The organism is Mesorhizobium sp. P2_A8 (genome assembly GCF_056404935.1).
Map to the genome: position 1 here is coordinate 351,767 of NZ_JBFUDB010000001.1, position 17,043 is coordinate 368,809.

Sequence of the window (17,043 nt, forward strand, 5' to 3'; positions counted from 1 at the left end):
TATCAGGCCATGCATGACGTCGATTGCGTCATTGCGGGAGCGGGCGTCGTCGGGCTCGCCATCGCCAGGGCGCTTGCCCTGTCGGGCCGCGAGGTGCTGGTGGTCGAACAGGCCGGCACGATCGGCACCGGCACCAGTTCGCGCAATTCCGAAGTCATCCATGCCGGGCTCCATTATGCGCCGGGCAGCCTGAAGGCCCAGTTCTGCGTCGAGGGCCGCGAGCGGCTCTACGCCTATTGCCGCGAGCACAATGTCGCCCATGCCCGCACCGGCAAGCTGATCGTCGCCGTGGAACCGGACCAGTTGGACAGGCTGGGCGCGATCCGGACCAACGCTCAGAGCTGTGGGGTCGCCGATCTCGAAATCTTGACGCAGGCACAAGCCGAAAGCCTCGAACCCGCGCTGCGATGCGCCGGCGCGCTGCTGTCGCCATCGACCGGCATCATCGACAGCCAGGCGCTGATGCTGTCGCTGCGCGGCGACGCGGAGGCCGCCGGCGCTTCTTTTGCGTTCCTCACCACCGTTTCCAACGCGGCCATCGAGGCCGGCGGCATCCGGATCGATACGCGTGATGCCAATGGCGAGAGCTTCGCCTTGCAGGCCGGCGCCTTCGTCAACGCTGCGGGTCTCGATGCACAGGCCGTGGCAGGCCGGATCGAAGGTTTCCCGCAAGCCCACATTCCGCCGCACTGGCTGGCACGCGGCAACTATTTTTCACTCTCGGGACGGTCGCCTTTCTCGCGGTTGATCTATCCCGTGCCGGTCAATGGCGGCCTCGGGGTTCATCTCACCCTCGATCTCGCCGGCAGCGCGCGCTTTGGCCCGGATGTCGAATGGATCGACAGCGTGGATTATACGGTCGATCCCACCCGCGGCGAGGCCTTCTACGACGAGATCAGACGCTATTGGCCTGGTCTTGCCGACGGTGCCCTGCAGCCTGCCTATGCCGGCGTCCGGCCAAAACTGTCCGGCCCGGGCCAGCCGGCGGCCGACTTCACGATCCAGGGTCCGGCCGACCATGGCGCCGGCCAGATCGTCAATCTGTTCGGCATCGAGAGCCCCGGCCTGACGTCAAGCCTGGCGATCGCCGAGCATGTCGTGGAGCTGTTGCACCCGGGCTGACAACCGCTTGCGCACCCCCAGCCTTAAGCACTTCCAGCCTTAAGCACTTCCAGCCTCAGGATGTGTAGAGACCCTTGTAGGTGTCGCGCAAAAGATTCTTCTGCACCTTGCCCATGGTGTTGCGCGGCAGTTCGTCGACGAAGATCACCCGTTTCGGGTGCTTGTATTTTGCGACGCGCTCAGCGATTGCGCCGAGAATTTCGGCCCCGGTGATTTGCGACGCCGGCGACCGCACCACGACGGCGGTGACGCCTTCGCCGAAATCCGGATGGGCAACGCCGATGACGGCGCTTTCGCTAACCCCGTCGAGCGCGTCGATCTCGCTTTCGAGTTCCTTCGGATAGATGTTGTAGCCGCCGGAAATGATCAGATCCTTGCCGCGGCCGACGATGTGGACGTAGCCGTCGGGGTCGACCATGCCGAGATCGCCTGTGATGAAGAAGCCGTCGGCGCGGAATTCCGCTTTGGTCTTCTCCGGCATGCGCCAGTAGCCGCCGAAGACGTTCGGGCCCTTGACCTCGATCATGCCGACCTCACCCTGGGCAAGCGGCCGGCCATTGTCGGGATCGGCGATGCGAACTGCTACGCCCGGCAAAGGGAAGCCGACCGTGCCGGCGCGCCGTTCGCCGTCATAGGGGTTCGAGGTGTTCATGTTGGTCTCGGTCATGCCGTAGCGTTCGAGGATCGCGTGGCCGGTGCGCGCGCGCCAGGCCTTGTGCGTCTCGGCCAGCAGCGGCGCCGAACCGGAAATGAACAGGCGGATGGCTTTCGCCGCCTGACGGTCCAGGCCGTCCTGCTGCAGCAGGCGCACGTAGAAGGTCGGCACACCCATCAGGGCGGTGGCGCGCGGCAAAAGCGAGACGATGCGGGCGGGGTCGAATTTCTGTTCGAACAGCATCGAGGCGCCGGCCATCAGCACGACGTTGGTCGCGACGAACAGACCATGGGTGTGGAAGATCGGCAGCGCGTGGATCAGCACATCGTCCCTCGTGAAGCGCCAGTGGTCGACCAGCACCCGCGCGTTCGAGGCGAGGTTCTCGTGGCTGAGCATGGCGCCTTTCGAGCGACCGGTCGTTCCCGACGTGTAGAGGATCGCCGCGAGATCGTCCCCGCCGCGCACCACATCGTGGAAGTCCGCCGGCAGGCGTGAGGCCTGCTCCGTCAGGGATCCTTCGCCATTGCGGCCGAGCGTGACGGTGGCAGCGCCCGATTTTTCCGCCAGTGCGCCGATGCCGGCCGCTCTGGTCGGATCGCAGACGACCAGGCGTGGTGCAGCATCGCTGAAGAAGTACTCCAGCTCGGCCAGTGTGTAGGCGGTGTTGAGCGGCAGGAAGACGGCACCGGCACGCAGGCAGGCGAGATAGAGCAGGACGGCTTCGGGACTCTTCTCGACCTGAACGGCGACCCGGTCGCCGGGCTCGACATCCAATTGCAAGAGCGCATGCGCCAGCTGCGCCGACCGCGTCAGCATATCGCCATAGGTCAGCGAGCGCCCATCATCGGTTTCCATCAACAGGCGCGCGGGCGCCGGCATCCGGGAACGGAACGCGTCGAACAGATGGTTGCTCATAGAGTCTTCCTGGGGGTGGCGGAAACGGCGGCGCTGGGCATGCTTTTCGATTGGCATGCATTGGCGGCGAGAGTTCGCGGTTCTTGGCCGCGCCGTCAAGACCACCGACAGCGGTCACTCACCGCACCAACGGGTTGCGAGCAATGGCCGCAAAAGAGTGCCGGGAACCGACGCTATCGCCGGGCGCGTTCGGCCTTGCCGACAACCGCCTTTGGACCTTCGCCTCGCTGGAAGCGTTCCATGCACATGGCAGCGGTCAACTGGTAGTGGTTGATCAGGGCTTCGACGGCACCGTCGGCATTGCCGTCCAGCGCACATTCGGCGATCAGGCGATGCTCGCCGAAATCGTCGCGCTTGACGCTTTCGCCGTCACTTGCCATTTGCCGGTAGCGATAGGCGTGATCGGAAAGCTGCTCACAGAAGCCCACCAGCCATTGCGACCGGCAGGCCGAAACCAGGACCCGATGAAAGATGCGGTGCAGCCTCTCCCAATCCGGATTGAGCGAAGAGAGATCCTCCTGCGAAAGACGTGACGCACGCCCCAGGCGATGCAACGCCAGTACGAGTTGTTCTTCCCATTCGGCGGTGCGGTGAGCGATGGATTCGCGAAGCGCTCGTTCCTCGAGCCAGCAACGGGTGCGCGTCAGCTCTTCGAGTTCCGACGCGCTGACGGGCATGATGAAGAAGCCGCGCTGGTCGTGCCTGCCGAGAAGCCCCTCCGAGGCGAGGCGATTGAGAGCCTCACGGACAGGGGAAGCGCCGGCCCCATACTTGGAAACCACCCATTCGACCCGCAGCTTGCTCTCGGCTTCAAGAACTCCACCGAGAAGGTCGTCCCGCAATTGGTGATAGACCGTGCTGGCAAGCGTGCTCTTGGGTCCTGCGCCGTCGTCATTCAGATTGGCAGCTCCGTATGTCAAAGCGACTCCTTGTCCCCAATTCTGTTTGGGCAATTCGAGTCCGAAAGCAGTCCCTTCCGTACGTGTACTCTACAGCCTTCGCCCGCTAACGCTCAAGCTGAAGATACCGTTATTGTACTTAAGCACGAAGAAATATGCGATGTTTCGCTGTTCGATCCAGCAAATCCGCTCATTTCTACAACCTTCGGAAACTTAACATGTTTTGTATGCACGCAGGATCATCTGTTCTTGTGTGCACGCGCGATCGTCCTTTCTATCGCGCGCAAAGAAGGATCTACGCAGACCCCCATCGGGGGCGCGATGCTTTGCGAATCATCCTGACGGAGCGTGCCCGGCACGAGAGCCGTTTGGCCAGCGTGAGGGCCAAGGACGAGATGAACGCAATGGGTTAGCCGGCTGCGTTGTCTGCTGCCGTCCTGATCGCCTGGATATTTTGCCGGTAAGCGTCGACGCTGCCGCCCTTGAAGATGGCAGCGCCTGCCACCAGCACGTCGGCGCCGGCGGCGGTGACCAGCGGCGCGGTTTCGGCCGACACACCGCCGTCGATCTCGATGCGGATCGGCCGGCCGCCGATCAGCGCCTTGACCCGCTTCACCTTGTCGACGATCGCCGGAATGAAGGCCTGGCCGCCGAAGCCCGGATTGACGGTCATGATCAGGATCAGGTCGAGCCGGTCGAGCACATATTCGACCGCACTTTCCGGCGTTGCCGGATTGAGCGACACACCGGCCTTCTTACCAAGGTTCCTGATCGTCTGCAGCGAACGATCGAGATGCGGCCCGGCCTCGGCATGCACCGTCATGCCGTCGCATCCGGCCTCGGCGAAGGCGGCCAGATAGGGGTCGGCCGGCGCGATCATCAGGTGGCAGTCGAAGAAGGCCTTGGTGCGGTTGCGGATCGCCTTGATCACCGGCGGCCCAAAAGTGATGTTGGGGACGAAATGCCCGTCCATCACATCAAGGTGGATCCAGTCGGCGCCGGCAGCCACCACAGCCTCGACTTCGTCGCCGAGCCTGGAAAAATCCGATGCCAGCACCGATGGTGCGATCAAGGTCTTTTTGCTCATTAGGTGCGGCCTTTCCGAGCGCCCTTCATCCGGCCACTCTGGATCGACTGCCTAATGCGCCACAGGTGACTTGTCGAGTGCGCAGGCGCCGCGGCTGCACAGGCTAGAACGTCACCGCCCGTGTTGGCGCCGATTGGCGCGATCCAAACAAAAACCCGCCGGATCAGATCCGGCGGGTTCTGGTCTGTGTCGCAGACGGTTACGGCTTGGTGTTCTGGATGTTTCCAGCCGAATCGTCCTGCAGTTGCTGGTCGCTTTGCGTCTTGCGCCGCGGCAAAAGCTGCTGCAGGACGTTCGGGTTCAGCAGGCCCGGTTCCAACGACGGTTGTCCGCGGATTGGCCTGCAGTTTGGATACCGCCCAACTGTCCCGACCGGGCAGCGCCGCTTGATGATCGGCTGGCACTGGCCGTTGATCAGCTGCGAACCCGGTGCGCACTCAACCTGCGGCCTGGACCTGCGGCATGCGCCGTCGATCACCTCGGTCCCACGCGGACAGACACACTCGCCGCGCTTGTTGTGGACCTGGCCACGTATCTCGCACTGCTCCACCGTCGGCTGCTTGCGCCGGCAGGCATTGCCTTGCACCTCGGTACCCCTCGGGCAGACACAATTGCCGTTGGCGTCGTGGATCTGGCCACGGATGGTGCACTGCTCGGGCTTCGGCCGGATCGGACGACAGGCATTGCCCCTGACTTCCGTACCCTTCGGGCAGACGCAGTCGCCGTCCGAATTGTGGACCTGGCCGCGGATCGTGCACTGCTCAGGCTTTGGCCGGATCGGACGACAGGCATTGCCCCTGACTTCCGTACCCTTCGGGCAGACGCAATCGCCCTCCGAATTGTGGACCTGGCCTCGGATCATGCACTGCTCAGGCTTCGGCCGGATCGGTCGGCAGGCATTGCCCCTGACTTCCGTACCCTTCGGGCAGACGCAATTGCCGTCAGAGTTATGGACTTGGCCTCGGATGGTGCACTGCTCGGGCTTGTCAGTCTTGACGCATCTTCCGTTTTCAAGCCCGCTTCCGCGTGGGCAGACGCAACGTCCGTCCTCGGTGCGGATCTGGCCTTCGAGCAGTACGCAGGGCTTCGGCTTTGGCTCGACGATGACACCACCGTCGGGTGAGCACTGGCCGTTGCGAAAGGTGGTGCCTGCCGGGCAGACGCACCGGCCGGCATCGTTCATGACAAAGCCTTGCGAGCACTCCTTCTTCACCTCATGCGTGATGGTGAAGGGGTGGCACGCATAGGCCTTGCCGCGATCGCCCTGCACATTGGCCTGGTCGCCGGGGAGCACGTCGCCGCCTTGCACCCGTGTGTCGGGAGACAGGACGCCGACGCAGTTCTGGCCGTTGACGTTGCCCCGCAGATTGGCCAGGCGGCCGTCTTCGGGTATGACCACGGTGACATGATGCACCTGGCTTTCCCCGGCGCCGAGCGTCAGGTTGGCAATACAGGACAGCGGCAAGGTTGCCGGCTCCGGCGAGCAACCGAAGGGCGGTTCGATCGAGGTGATCGCAACGCCGTCCAGCCGGCCGAGACCCTCCACGCCGATCGCATCACCGATGCGAACCGGACCGGAGAAGGGACTTGCACCGTCGTTCGTGATGGTGATCTCGAACGTGCAGGGTTGGCCGAGCTTGCATTCGCGGTCGCCGGTCTTTTCGACGCGAATGGTCGAAGTGCCGCCGCCCTTGGCGCAGGCCTGGCCGATCGGATAGACGACGTCGTCGCCTGGCGCCGGACCATACGAACCCCGCGCGCAGTTCTCGAACTCGCCGTTCGCCGAAACCGTCACGTCGAAGTGGCGGCTGGTTCCGGGTGTCATGACCGCACCAGGAATCTGGCACGACAGCGCATTGGCCGGAACCGGTCCGCACGCCCATTCCGCGCCGTCGGGAGTGACGGTCTGGATCTGGACGGGCGCGCCGCCCGACACCAGCGTGGCGGCGTCGTTGACCCGCACCGGACCGGTGGGGGCAGCCGTGCCGGCATTGACGACGGTGATGCGGCAAGAGACGACCGCGGCGCCGGCCAGCGAGCCATTGCACACCTTGGTAATGCGCAAAGCGGGCTTGCCGCCATTGGGGTGACGGATGCGTTCCTTGGCGCAAGCCTTGTTGTTGGTGAGGTCGTTTTCACCAGGAATGGCCTTCACCTCGGCACAGTTCTCCACCGTGTCCGACTGGTAGCCGGCCGGCATGACCGCCTTGACGAAGATCGGCGTCGAGGCGCCCGGTGCGAGGGAGATGCCCGCATTGTCGCAGCGGAACAGGCCGGGGCCGGTCGGGCCGCATGTCCAAGGCGGGGTCGGGCCGAAGGTCGAGGAGGCCGGCGCACCGCCCGGATAGCTGTCGATCACCGTCAGCGGCCCATTGTAGGTGAAGGTGCCGTTGTTGATGATGTCGATCACGAACGTGCAGATGCCGTCGGCCGTGCAGACCTCTGTGCGGGCACGCTTCTTGAGGATCAGGTCGACCTTCTTGTCGACCGGTGGCTGGCACTCGCGGTCACGATCGCCACGCCGGCAGATCGGGATCGAGGCGCAGCCGCGATCGTTCGACTGGCTGCCGAACAGCGGCTTGCCGCTGGCCGCATAGTTGTAGGCGGCGCAGTTGCGCAGGACGCTGCCTCGCCAGCCGCCAGCCGGCTTGAAGCCGAGCTTGAGGTCGACGAAGGCCCCCGGATTGAGCGTGGTCACCGGATAGGTGCACGTCATCGGGGTGGTGCCGGGTACGCAGACCCAGGGCGGATTGGGCCCTGAATCCAGCGTCGAGCCGGCCGGCAGCGTCACCTCATCGAGCACGATCTTGCCGTGATAGGCACCGGTGCCGACATTGGTGATCCTGATGGTGAAGTCGCAGCCGCCGCTCATCGTGCAACGCTGGACTTCGGCGCGCTTTTCAACCTTGAGGTCAGGTTCCTTGTCCTTGGGCGGGCATCTCTGGTCGCGCGGGATGACGATGTCGATGGTCTGCGTGCAGCACAGGCCCCAGCCCTCCTTCGGGCCGGCATAGGTTTCGATGCCGGTGACGATGAGGTGGATGACATCGCCGGGTGACGCACCCACGATCTTCCAGTTGAGCACGCCGCCGCCCGCCGGCACCAATTGGGTGTCGGGGATGATGGTGATGCCGGGCGTTGTCGTCGAAACCTGCACCCACTTGCCGCCCATCTCGGGGCCGACAGGCATGTGGTAGATGAAGGCGCCGCCACCGGGCACGCAATCAACCGTGCCGCGTTCCACCTTGAAGCATTCCTTGCCGGGAGGTGGCGGCGGCGGATTGCACTTGGTGACGTCGATCTTGATCGAGGTCTTTTCTCCGGTCTTGAAGTCGCCGTCGTCGGGCTTGCTCGGATCCTGCGACGGGATGATGCTCCCCGTGCCGGCTTCCGGCGTCACTTTGATCATGCCCTGGTTGTCGACGATCGTCGGCGAAGGAAACGCCGCATGGTCGATCTTGGCCGTGATCTGGAAGGTGATGACGCGCTCGTTGGGAGCGCCGACGCCGTCGAGGTCGGAGGCGGAAATCCGGAAATCGGAAACCGTCGCCGTATCGTTCGGACTTGCCGATGTGCTGATCGTTGCACCCGGCAGGGGTCCGCCGGCCGCATCCGTGCCGTCGCCGGACACATTGACGTTGACGATCTCAAGGCCGTGCGGAAGCTGGTCCCTGAAGTCGAGCCGAGCTTTTTTCAGTCTGGCCGCGAAGCTGGGGTCGGCAAAGCCCTGCGGATCGCCGCGCAAGCCGAAGCTCAGGGAAAAGACGACATAGTCGCAGCTCCTCTGAGTGCCTTTCTTGGTGAAGAAGGGCACGACCCAGTCCGGCCCCGGAGTGACGACGCGCGAGTTGTCGAGGTCGAGCCTCAGCTCCGGACTGATCGGCGTGGCGCTTTCCGCGAAGCCTTGCACAGGGGTTAGCATGGCGACCGCGATACCGGCCGCCATCAGCCAGCGCGCGCCGCGCCTGGCGTATGACAGGGGTTTCATGATCGTCTCCATGACGGTTGACTTGTTGCTTGCCGCGAGCGGGGAAAGTGCGAGATTTTTCATCTTCCCCTCCTCAACGTTCGCAGCTGACGGCTGGGGTTCTGAGCGGCAAAGTCATCTTGCAGCAAGGGTAGTAGCCACCCTTGTCCTTGTCGGACTTCCTGTAGAAGCAGAGCCCAACATCGACTGTGTCGCCCGGATAGTGGCCGGTGATGCCGATCGTGTATGGCGTGCCGGGCGCATGCGACATGGGGGAAGTCACCCCGACGCCTGGCGTCCTGGACTGGGCCTTGATCGAATCGCCGCCGAAGCCGGCATGGTCATGGAGATAGAGATCGGCCTCGAGACCGGAAGGCGTGCAGAAATACTGGACGTCCTCGACATCGAGACAGGGGGGCAGATTGCCGGGCGGTGGGAAGTCCGGCGGATAGAAGGGTGGCAGGTAGCCGCCCGGGATTTCTTCATAATAGCCGGCGCGGCCCTCACAGGGATGCCAGACGGCGACGTCACCGACATGGCCTTCCACTTCGGGATCTTCGAAATAGCCGTCGAAATCGACGAACCAGGAGCCGAAGGGCGGCACGTTGGCCGGCTTGACCAGTTCCTTGGGCGTGATCTGCACGCCATGCACGGCGAGCGGCCCACCGGTAGCGAGCTGCTCGGCGAGAGCCGGATTGTCGCGCAGCTTGTCGCCGGTGTTGACCAGCGTCTGCGTACAGACCGAGGTGTCGAGATTGCCGTCCGCGTCATAGCCATATTGCAAGTCGAGACCGCCGGCCGACTGCCGGTTACCTTGCGGGAAGCCGACGGCATATTCCTGCGGCACTTCGACCCAGACCGATTCCGTCGCCGGATCGTCCGGATTCTCGCGCCAGTAGCGGATGACCTCGCCCTTACCGGAATCGGCGAACTGGCTGTAGTCGTAACGGTTTTCGACCGGGCCGCGCTGGGCCAGGTACATGAAGCCGCTGTTGTCGAAGGCGATGTCGGTGACGGCGTAGTCCTTGTCGGCCTTGACCGTCAGTTCCCAGCGCGGGTCGCCGGCAAAGGTACCGTCGCGGGCAATGCCCACCGACCAGATTTCAGACTTTTCGCCGACCGAATAATAGAGCCGGCCGCCATGATAGGAGACGCCCCAGACGCGGCGCTCGTCCTGCGTGTAGCCCCAGCTGTCGGGGTCTTCGCTGTCGAAGGCCGCGCCCTGTATGTCCATCACCGAACCATCGTCGGCGAGCGGAGCCAGCCCATGCGCCGGACGGCCGGCAACACCATGGTCGAAGCTGTCGATCAGCCGGCCGTCGGCGTCGATGCGATGGATCAGGCCAGTGTCGAGGTCGGAGGCGAAGAACTGGCGGTGGATGGGATCGAAGGTGAGATTGCCGACGCCGGGACCGCTGTTGGTGTCGATGTCGGCAAACTTGGAGACCTGGCCGGTGATGCCGTCGATTTTCCAGACGGTGCCCGGCCCGCCACCGTTTTCGGTGCCGAACTGGCCTTCCATGAAGGTGGCGCCGGCAGTGCCGCGGCGCTGCCGCTCCGGCCTGCCATCGTCGTCGGCATCCGGGGTGACGATGCGGATGCCGTGCAGCGAGGTGGCGCCGGCATAAAGATTGGGAATGCCGGACGGAACACCGTCGCGCACGCCGTCATCATAGGTGAGGCCGAACACCTGGCCGATCTGTTCGGCCGTAACCTCGAAGGGCGGCGGCGTGAAGACGAGCTGGCCCGCGGCCGGCCCGCCGAGATGCGAGACGTCGAACACGCGCAAGGTGGCGCGCGTGGTGTCGATGAAGGTTTCGTCGACCGGATCGACGCCGGGCGGCAGACCCTCGTCGAAATTGGGAATGATGGTGCCGGAAAATCCGGTCACCGCCATCGAGCCGGGATAGATGATCTGGGTCTGGCTGTCCTGCGCCTGCGCGGCGCCACCCAGCCACAGAATGGCGGCGAGCGCCAGCGCCAGCAATCCGCCTGGACGCATGGCCCGGCGCACGCGGCCGTCAAGAGAAGACACGAACGTGCCGCGGACGCGAGACATGAAGCTACCCCCGTTAGCCACGGGAGAAACGTCCGGCCTTGCCGCGCAAAACAGGGCAAGGCGCGGTGGTCCGGCACGTTCTTCCCTGATCGAATTGTCTGCTTTCCTCAACCTCACGATACGCCTGCTCTTACGCAGGGTCAACGGAATGAGCAGAAAGCCCAGCGCATCGACCCCGTCCCGAAGGCGGTGGTCGCGCCGAGCTCCTGTCGTTCCCGGAGACCGCAGAGCCTCTGGGTTACTGGTCATGGGGGCTTCCTTTCCGGGCCGCACCATGCGGCACCTGGACATCAGTCGCAGGCGGCGGTGGAAAGGTTCATGGAAGCCTTGCGCAGAATGCTTGCGCGCGATGCCGCCTGTTCTTATATACGCGCCAAGCCGTTCGGCGCCGGAACGCCGGTTGCCGGAACGGATTTTCTTGTGAACAGGGGCTTTCGTCGGAACGCCTGTACGGGTCCTGAGAGCCTGCTTAGCGGAGAGACTAGAAAAATGGCAAAAGTAATCGGTATCGATCTCGGCACCACCAACTCCTGCATCGCCATCATGGATGGCAAGGAGCCGAAGGTGATCGAGAATGCGGAAGGCGCGCGCACGACGCCTTCCATCGTCGCCATCAGCGGCGACGGCGAACGTCTCGTCGGCCAGCCGGCCAAGCGCCAGGCGGTCACCAATCCTGAAAACACCATCTTCGCGGTCAAGCGCCTGATCGGCCGCCGCTATGACGATCCGGTGACGGAGAAGGACAAGAAGCTTGTCCCCTACAAGATCGTCAAGGGCGACAATGGCGATGCCTGGGTCGAGGCCGGCGGCAAGAAGCAGTCGCCCAGCCAGATCTCGGCCATGATCCTGCAGAAGATGAAGGAAACGGCGGAAGCCTATCTCGGCGAGAAGGTCGAGAAGGCGGTCATCACCGTTCCGGCCTATTTCAACGACGCCCAGCGCCAGGCAACCAAGGACGCCGGCAAGATCGCCGGCCTGGAAGTGCTTCGCATCATCAACGAGCCGACTGCCGCCGCGCTCGCCTACGGCCTCGACAAGAAGGAAGGCAAGACCATTGCCGTCTATGACCTTGGCGGCGGCACGTTCGACATTTCGGTGCTCGAGATCGGCGACGGCGTGTTCGAGGTGAAGTCGACCAATGGCGACACCTTCCTCGGCGGCGAGGATTTCGACATGCGCCTGGTCGAGTACCTGGCGGCCGAGTTCAAGAAGGAACAGGGCATCGACCTGAAGAACGACAAGCTGGCCCTGCAGCGCCTCAAAGAGGCGGCTGAAAAGGCCAAGATCGAGCTGTCGTCGACGACGCAGACCGAGATCAACCTGCCCTTCATCACCGCCGATGCGACCGGGCCGAAGCACCTGACGCTGAAGCTGACGCGGGCCAAGTTCGAGCAACTGGTCGACGACCTCGTCCAGCGCACCATCGACCCCTGCAAGGCGGCGCTCAAGGATGCCGGCCTAAAGGCTGGCGAAATCGACGAAGTCGTCCTGGTCGGCGGCATGACCCGCATGCCCAAGATCCAGGAGATCGTGAAGCAGTTCTTCGGCAAGGAGCCGCACAAGGGCGTCAACCCGGATGAGGTCGTCGCACTCGGCGCCGCCATCCAGGCCGGCGTGCTGCAGGGCGACGTCAAGGACGTGCTTTTGCTCGACGTGACGCCGCTGTCGCTCGGCATCGAGACGCTGGGTGGCGTGTTCACGCGGCTGATCGAGCGCAACACGACGATCCCGACCAAGAAGAGCCAGGTGTTCTCGACGGCCGAGGACAGTCAGTCGGCCGTGACCATCCGCGTCTTCCAGGGCGAGCGCGAAATGGCCGCCGACAACAAGGCGCTCGGCCAGTTCGACCTGGTCGGCATTCCGCCGGCGCCGCGCGGCGTTCCGCAGATCGAGGTCACCTTCGACATCGACGCCAACGGCATCGTCAACGTTTCGGCCAAGGACAAGGGCACCGGCAAGGAGCACCAGATCCGCATCCAGGCTTCGGGTGGTCTTTCTGACGCCGACATCGAGAAGATGGTCAAGGACGCCGAGGCCAATGCCGAGAGCGACAAGAAGCGGCGTGCGCTGGTCGAGGCCCGCAACCAGGCCGAAGCTCTGGTGCATTCTTCCGAGAAGTCGCTGAAGGAATATGGCGACAAGGTCTCGGAAGCCGACCGCACGGCGATCGCAGACGCGATCACGGCGCTGAAGGCTGCGGCCGAAGGCGACGACGCGGCCGACATCGAGGCCAAGTCGCAGGCGCTGGCCGAGGCTTCGATGAAGCTTGGCCAGGCCATGTACGAGGCTTCGCAGAAGGAAGCCGCGGAAGCCGACGCCAAGGCGGACGCCGCCAAGGACTCCGACGTGGTCGACGCCGATTTCGAGGAAATCGACGAGGACGACGACAAGAAGAAGTCGGCCTGAACCGTTTGACGGCAAGATAATGCTGAAAGCCCGGCGCAAGGCCGGGCTTTTTTGCAACCCCTTGCAGAAAAAGCACGGACCTCGCCAAAAAATTGCGAGCAAAGCCGCGTCGACACTGGCATCGCGGTTCCATCGCACCTAAATCGAAACGTCAGTGCCGGCAAAAGACGCAACAATGCTTCAAGACGTTGAGCATCCGGACAGCGGGAAAAAATGAAAGCTGATTTCTACGAAACGCTGGGTGTCCAGAAAGGCGCCGACGAGAAGGAGCTCAAGAGCGCTTTCCGCAAGCTCGCCATGCAGTTCCACCCCGACCGCAACCCCGGCGATCATTCCTGCGAGCACAAGTTCAAGGAAATCAACGAAGCCTACGAGACGCTGAAGGACCCGCAGAAGCGCGCCGCCTATGACCGCTTCGGCCACGCGGCCTTCGAGCAGGGCGGGATGAATGGCGGTGCGCAAGGCTTTGGCGCCGGTGGCTTCGCCGACATCTTCGAGGATATTTTCGGCGACATGATGGGCGGGCGCCAGCGCCGCTCGTCGGGCGGCCGCGAGCGCGGCGCCGACCTGCGCTACAATATGGAGATCTCGCTGGAGGAGGCCTTTGCCGGCAAGACAGCGCAGATCCGCGTGCCGGCTTCGATCTCCTGCTCGGAATGCTCGGGCAGCGGCGCCAAGCCCGGCACCCAGCCTGTCACCTGCTCGATGTGCAACGGCCATGGCAAGGTGCGCGCCACGCAGGGCTTCTTCTCGATCGAGCGCACCTGCCCGCAATGCCAGGGGCGCGGCCAGACCATCAAGGACCCATGCCCGAAATGCGCCGGCCAGGGCCGCGTCACCGAAGAGCGTTCGCTGTCGGTCAACATCCCGGCAGGCATCGAGGACGGCACCCGCATCCGCCTTGCCAATGAGGGCGAGGCCGGCCTGCGCGGCGGGCCGTCAGGCGACCTCTATATTTTCCTGGCGGTGAAGCCGCACGAGTTCTTCCAGCGCGATGGCGCCGATCTCTACTGCAAGGTGCCGATCTCGATGACGACGGCCGCCCTTGGCGGTTCCTTCGAAGTGACGACGCTGGATGGCACGCAGACCAAGGTGAAGGTGCCGGAAGGCACCCAGAACGGACGCCAGTTCCGCCTCAAGGGCAAGGGCATGCCGGTGCTGCGCCAGCCCAATGTCGGCGACCTCTACATCCAGACCGCGGTCGAGACGCCGCAGAACCTCACCCGCCGCCAGCGCGAGCTGCTGGAGGAGTTCGAACAGCTCTCCTCGCAGGACAATTCGCCCCAATCGAGCGGCTTTTTCGCTCGCATGAAGGATTTCTTCGAGTCCTTCGGCGAGCGGTGATGCATATCTCGAGACGCGACGAAAGTTATCTTATCCACGACATCGGCGCCGCCTTGCCTTGCCTTGCGCCGCTCAGGTGTTAAGTAACTTGCGGGGAGAGTTGAGGAGAGCTTGCATGACACGTCCCGGACTGCGGAAGGCGCTTGCCGAAAAGTTCGACGACGAACTCAAATTCTTCAAGGGCTGGATCGACAAGCCGAAGACGGTCGGCTCGATCGTGCCGACCAGCTCGATCACCGCCCGCAAGATGGCCTCGATCGTCAATCCGAAATCCGGCCTGCCGGTGCTCGAGGTCGGTCCCGGCACCGGCGTCATCACCCGCGCCATCCTGGCCCAGGGCGTGCGGCCTGAAAACCTCTACGCGGTCGAATATTCCACCGATTTCGTCCGCCACCTGCGGCAGCTCTATCCCGGCGTCAACGTCATCGAGGGCGATGCCTTCAACCTCAACGCCACGCTTGGCGACAAGAGCGGGATGATCTTCGATTCCGTCGTTTCCGGCGTACCGCTGCTCAATTTTCCGGTCGCCCAGCGCATCGCCTATATCGAGAGCCTGCTCGACCGCATCCCGGTCGGCCGGCCGATCGTGCAGCTGACCTATGGCCCGATGTCGCCGATCCCAGCCGGCCGTGGTGATTACACGGTCAAGCATTTCGATTTCATCTTCCGCAACATCCCGCCGACACAGCTATGGATCTACCGGCGCGAAGCGCTTTAGGGTGTGCCGATATTCAGGTGAGCCCGGCCTGCAATCGGCGGCTTCCGGTGCTCACGTGCGAAAAGTACGCTCCGCTCCGTTTCTCGGAAGCCACCATTTTCGGCTCGGCCTGACCTGAATTTCAACACACCCTTCACGCATGCCGCCAAAATCGGTTTCGATTTTTGGACCGGTGCGTTGATTTGAGCGGTCTCTGGCTGTACCTGTCCGGGAACAAGGTTGGCCAATGGCAGTGATCCCGAAAATCCTCGTCTTCGCCGGCTCGGTGCGCAGCGGCGCCTACAGCGGCAGGACGGCCGATGTGGCGCAAAAGGAGCTCGCCATGCAGGGCGCCGAGGTGACCCGCATCACGCTCGCCGACTATCCCCTGCCAATCCTCGACGAGGACCTGGAAAAGGAAAAAGGCGTTCCCGAAAATGCCCTGAAACTCGGCCGCCTGGTGAACGCCCATGACGGGCTGCTGATCGCCACGCCCGAATATAACGGCTCCATTCCGCCGCTGCTCAAGAACACGATCGACTGGGTAAGCCGGGTGCGCAGGGATGGCGGCCGGACGGTCAGGCCGCTTGCCGGCAAGGTGGCCGGCCTCTGCTCGTCCTCCAACGGCCACTTTGCCGGTATCCGCTGCATCAACCATCTGCGCGCCGTGCTGGTGCGCTGCCAGATGGAGGTGGTGACACCGGAATGCTCGGTGCCCGAGGGCGGCAGCGCCTTCGACGAGGACGGCAATTTCCGCGACGAAAGACTGTACAAATCGATGGAGCACCTATGCCGCACGCTGATCGAAACATCGCGCATGCTGTCCACCCGGATCGAGGCGTGATCGCCGATACCATGCGGACCAAATCCATGCAGCCCCAATCGATACAGGCCCAATCCATCCAGGAAAGACTGATCGTCGGCCTCGACGTGCCGACGGTGCAGGAGGCCGAGAAGGCAGTGCGCGAACTCGACGGCGTCGTCTCCTTCTACAAGATCGGCTATCAGCTGGCCTTCGCCGGCGGGCTCGACTTCGCCAGGGAACTGGCCAGCGGCGGGACGAAGATCTTCCTCGACATGAAGCTGCTCGACATCGACCACACGGTGGCCAAGGGCGTCGAGAACATCGTCAAGATGGGCGTGACCATGCTGACCATCCATGCATATCCCAAGGCGATGCGGGCAGCGGTGGAAGCGGCCAGGGCCAGCGAGCTTTGCCTGCTTGCCGTCAGCGTGCTGACCTCAATGGACGAGCAGGACATGATCGACGTCGGCTATGAATATGACCCGCATACGCTGGTGCTGAGACGCTCGGAACAGGCGCTGCATGCCGGCATGGGCGGCATCGTCTGCTCGGCCGCGGAAGCCGAAGCGGTGCGCCGCATCGTCGGGCCCAACATGGCGGTGGTGACGCCCGGCATCCGGCCGGCCGGCAGCGACCATGGCGACCAGAAGCGCGTGGTGACGCCGGGGCAAGCAATCCGCAACGGTGCCAGCCACCTCGTTGTCGGCCGACCGATCGTCGCGGTGGCCGACAGGCGAGAAGCGGCCGAAGCGATCATCGCCGAAATGCGCTCGGCGTAAGGACCAGGGAGAAAAAGAATGCCCAAGGGATACTGGATCGCTCGTGTCGATGTGCACGACACCGAAGGCTACAAGGACTACGTTGCCGCTGCCAAGCCTGCCTTCGAGCGCTTCGGCGCGAAATTCCTGGCGCGCGGCGGTGCGCATGAGCTGGCCGAGGGTGTCGGGCGCGCCCGCAACGTCGTCATCGAATTCGAATCGCTCGCCGCGGCGCATGACTGCTACCACTCGCCGGAATACCAGCGCGCCGTCGCCATCCGCCAGAAGGTCGCCGACGGCGAGATCGTGCTGGTCGAAGGCATCTGAAA

General features: G+C 63.8%; 12 protein-coding genes. 7 read left to right on the forward strand and 5 right to left on the reverse strand.

The genetic code is table 11. The features are described 5' to 3' along the window. The first annotated feature begins 9 nt into the window (after positions 1–9). Complete coding sequence (locus tag AC1D10_RS01705; RefSeq protein WP_477268551.1) at positions 10–1,122, forward strand: NAD(P)/FAD-dependent oxidoreductase; 1,113 nt, start codon at positions 10–12, stop codon at positions 1,120–1,122. Between the two features lie 55 nt (positions 1,123–1,177). Here AC1D10_RS01705 and AC1D10_RS01710 read toward each other — a convergent pair whose 3' ends face one another. The 5 genes from AC1D10_RS01710 to AC1D10_RS01730 form a co-directional block, all read right to left on the reverse strand. Further along, entirely contained in the window at positions 1,178–2,692 is a 1,515-nt protein-coding gene (locus AC1D10_RS01710; RefSeq protein WP_477268553.1) for a malonate--CoA ligase, read from the reverse strand. A 173-nt stretch (positions 2,693–2,865) separates the two neighbouring features. After that, positions 2,866–3,612 carry a GntR family transcriptional regulator gene (locus tag AC1D10_RS01715; protein WP_477268555.1) on the reverse strand — a complete coding sequence of 249 codons (747 nt, stop codon included), beginning with the start codon at positions 3,610–3,612 and terminating at the stop codon, positions 2,866–2,868. A 388-nt stretch (positions 3,613–4,000) separates the two neighbouring features. Then, positions 4,001–4,678, reverse strand: a complete 678-nt coding sequence (gene rpe, locus AC1D10_RS01720; protein WP_477268557.1) for a ribulose-phosphate 3-epimerase — start codon at positions 4,676–4,678, stop codon at positions 4,001–4,003. Positions 4,679–4,877: 199 nt separating this feature from the next. Beyond that, complete coding sequence (locus tag AC1D10_RS01725) at positions 4,878–8,729, reverse strand: DUF7929 domain-containing protein (RefSeq protein WP_477268559.1); 3,852 nt, start codon at positions 8,727–8,729, stop codon at positions 4,878–4,880. Positions 8,730–8,739: 10 nt separating this feature from the next. Then, positions 8,740–10,980, reverse strand: a complete 2,241-nt coding sequence (locus AC1D10_RS01730) for a hypothetical protein (protein WP_477268561.1) — start codon at positions 10,978–10,980, stop codon at positions 8,740–8,742. 213 nt (positions 10,981–11,193) lie between these two features. Here AC1D10_RS01730 and dnaK point away from each other — a divergent pair, with 213 nt between their 5' ends. The 6 genes from dnaK to AC1D10_RS01760 all read left to right on the forward strand — a co-directional run bounded on the left by dnaK (position 11,194) and on the right by AC1D10_RS01760 (position 17,041). Continuing rightward, positions 11,194–13,110, forward strand: a complete 1,917-nt coding sequence (gene dnaK, locus AC1D10_RS01735) for a molecular chaperone DnaK (RefSeq protein ID WP_379093904.1) — start codon at positions 11,194–11,196, stop codon at positions 13,108–13,110. Between the two features lie 213 nt (positions 13,111–13,323). Continuing rightward, entirely contained in the window at positions 13,324–14,454 is a 1,131-nt protein-coding gene (dnaJ, locus tag AC1D10_RS01740) for a molecular chaperone DnaJ (RefSeq protein ID WP_378919643.1), read from the forward strand. Positions 14,455–14,569: 115 nt separating this feature from the next. Next, a complete protein-coding gene (gene pmtA, locus AC1D10_RS01745) occupies positions 14,570–15,172 on the forward strand; it encodes a phospholipid N-methyltransferase PmtA (protein WP_477268564.1) in 603 nt (200 codons plus the stop codon). Between the two features lie 226 nt (positions 15,173–15,398). Next, positions 15,399–15,995, forward strand: coding sequence for an NADPH-dependent FMN reductase (locus tag AC1D10_RS01750; RefSeq protein ID WP_477268566.1), 597 nt, complete (start codon positions 15,399–15,401; stop codon positions 15,993–15,995). A 26-nt stretch (positions 15,996–16,021) separates the two neighbouring features. Beyond that, entirely contained in the window at positions 16,022–16,735 is a 714-nt protein-coding gene (gene pyrF / locus AC1D10_RS01755) for an orotidine-5'-phosphate decarboxylase (RefSeq protein WP_477269806.1), read from the forward strand. 18 nt (positions 16,736–16,753) lie between these two features. Continuing rightward, the gene (locus tag AC1D10_RS01760; RefSeq protein ID WP_477268569.1) at positions 16,754–17,041 is read left to right on the forward strand and encodes a DUF1330 domain-containing protein; all 288 of its coding nucleotides are present in this window, start codon (positions 16,754–16,756) and stop codon (positions 17,039–17,041) included. Positions 17,042–17,043: the final 2 nt, after the last annotated feature.

Bases quoted from the DNA above. Each gene is read 5' to 3' on its own strand.
- AC1D10_RS01705 (WP_477268551.1), top strand. From the start codon at position 10: ATGCATGACGTCGATTGCGTCATTGCGGGAGCGGGCGTCGTCGGGCTC.
- AC1D10_RS01710 (WP_477268553.1), bottom strand. From the start codon at position 2,692: ATGAGCAACCATCTGTTCGACGCGTTCCGTTCCCGGATGCCGGCGCCC.
- rpe (WP_477268557.1), bottom strand. From the start codon at position 4,678: ATGAGCAAAAAGACCTTGATCGCACCATCGGTGCTGGCATCGGATTTT.
- AC1D10_RS01725 (WP_477268559.1), bottom strand. From the start codon at position 8,729: ATGAAAAATCTCGCACTTTCCCCGCTCGCGGCAAGCAACAAGTCAACC.
- AC1D10_RS01730 (WP_477268561.1), bottom strand. From the start codon at position 10,980: ATGGTGCGGCCCGGAAAGGAAGCCCCCATGACCAGTAACCCAGAGGCT.
- dnaK (WP_379093904.1), top strand. From the start codon at position 11,194: ATGGCAAAAGTAATCGGTATCGATCTCGGCACCACCAACTCCTGCATC.
- dnaJ (WP_378919643.1), top strand. From the start codon at position 13,324: ATGAAAGCTGATTTCTACGAAACGCTGGGTGTCCAGAAAGGCGCCGAC.
- pmtA (WP_477268564.1), top strand. From the start codon at position 14,570: ATGACACGTCCCGGACTGCGGAAGGCGCTTGCCGAAAAGTTCGACGAC.
- AC1D10_RS01750 (WP_477268566.1), top strand. From the start codon at position 15,399: ATGGCAGTGATCCCGAAAATCCTCGTCTTCGCCGGCTCGGTGCGCAGC.
- pyrF (WP_477269806.1), top strand. From the start codon at position 16,022: ATGCAGCCCCAATCGATACAGGCCCAATCCATCCAGGAAAGACTGATC.
- AC1D10_RS01760 (WP_477268569.1), top strand. From the start codon at position 16,754: ATGCCCAAGGGATACTGGATCGCTCGTGTCGATGTGCACGACACCGAA.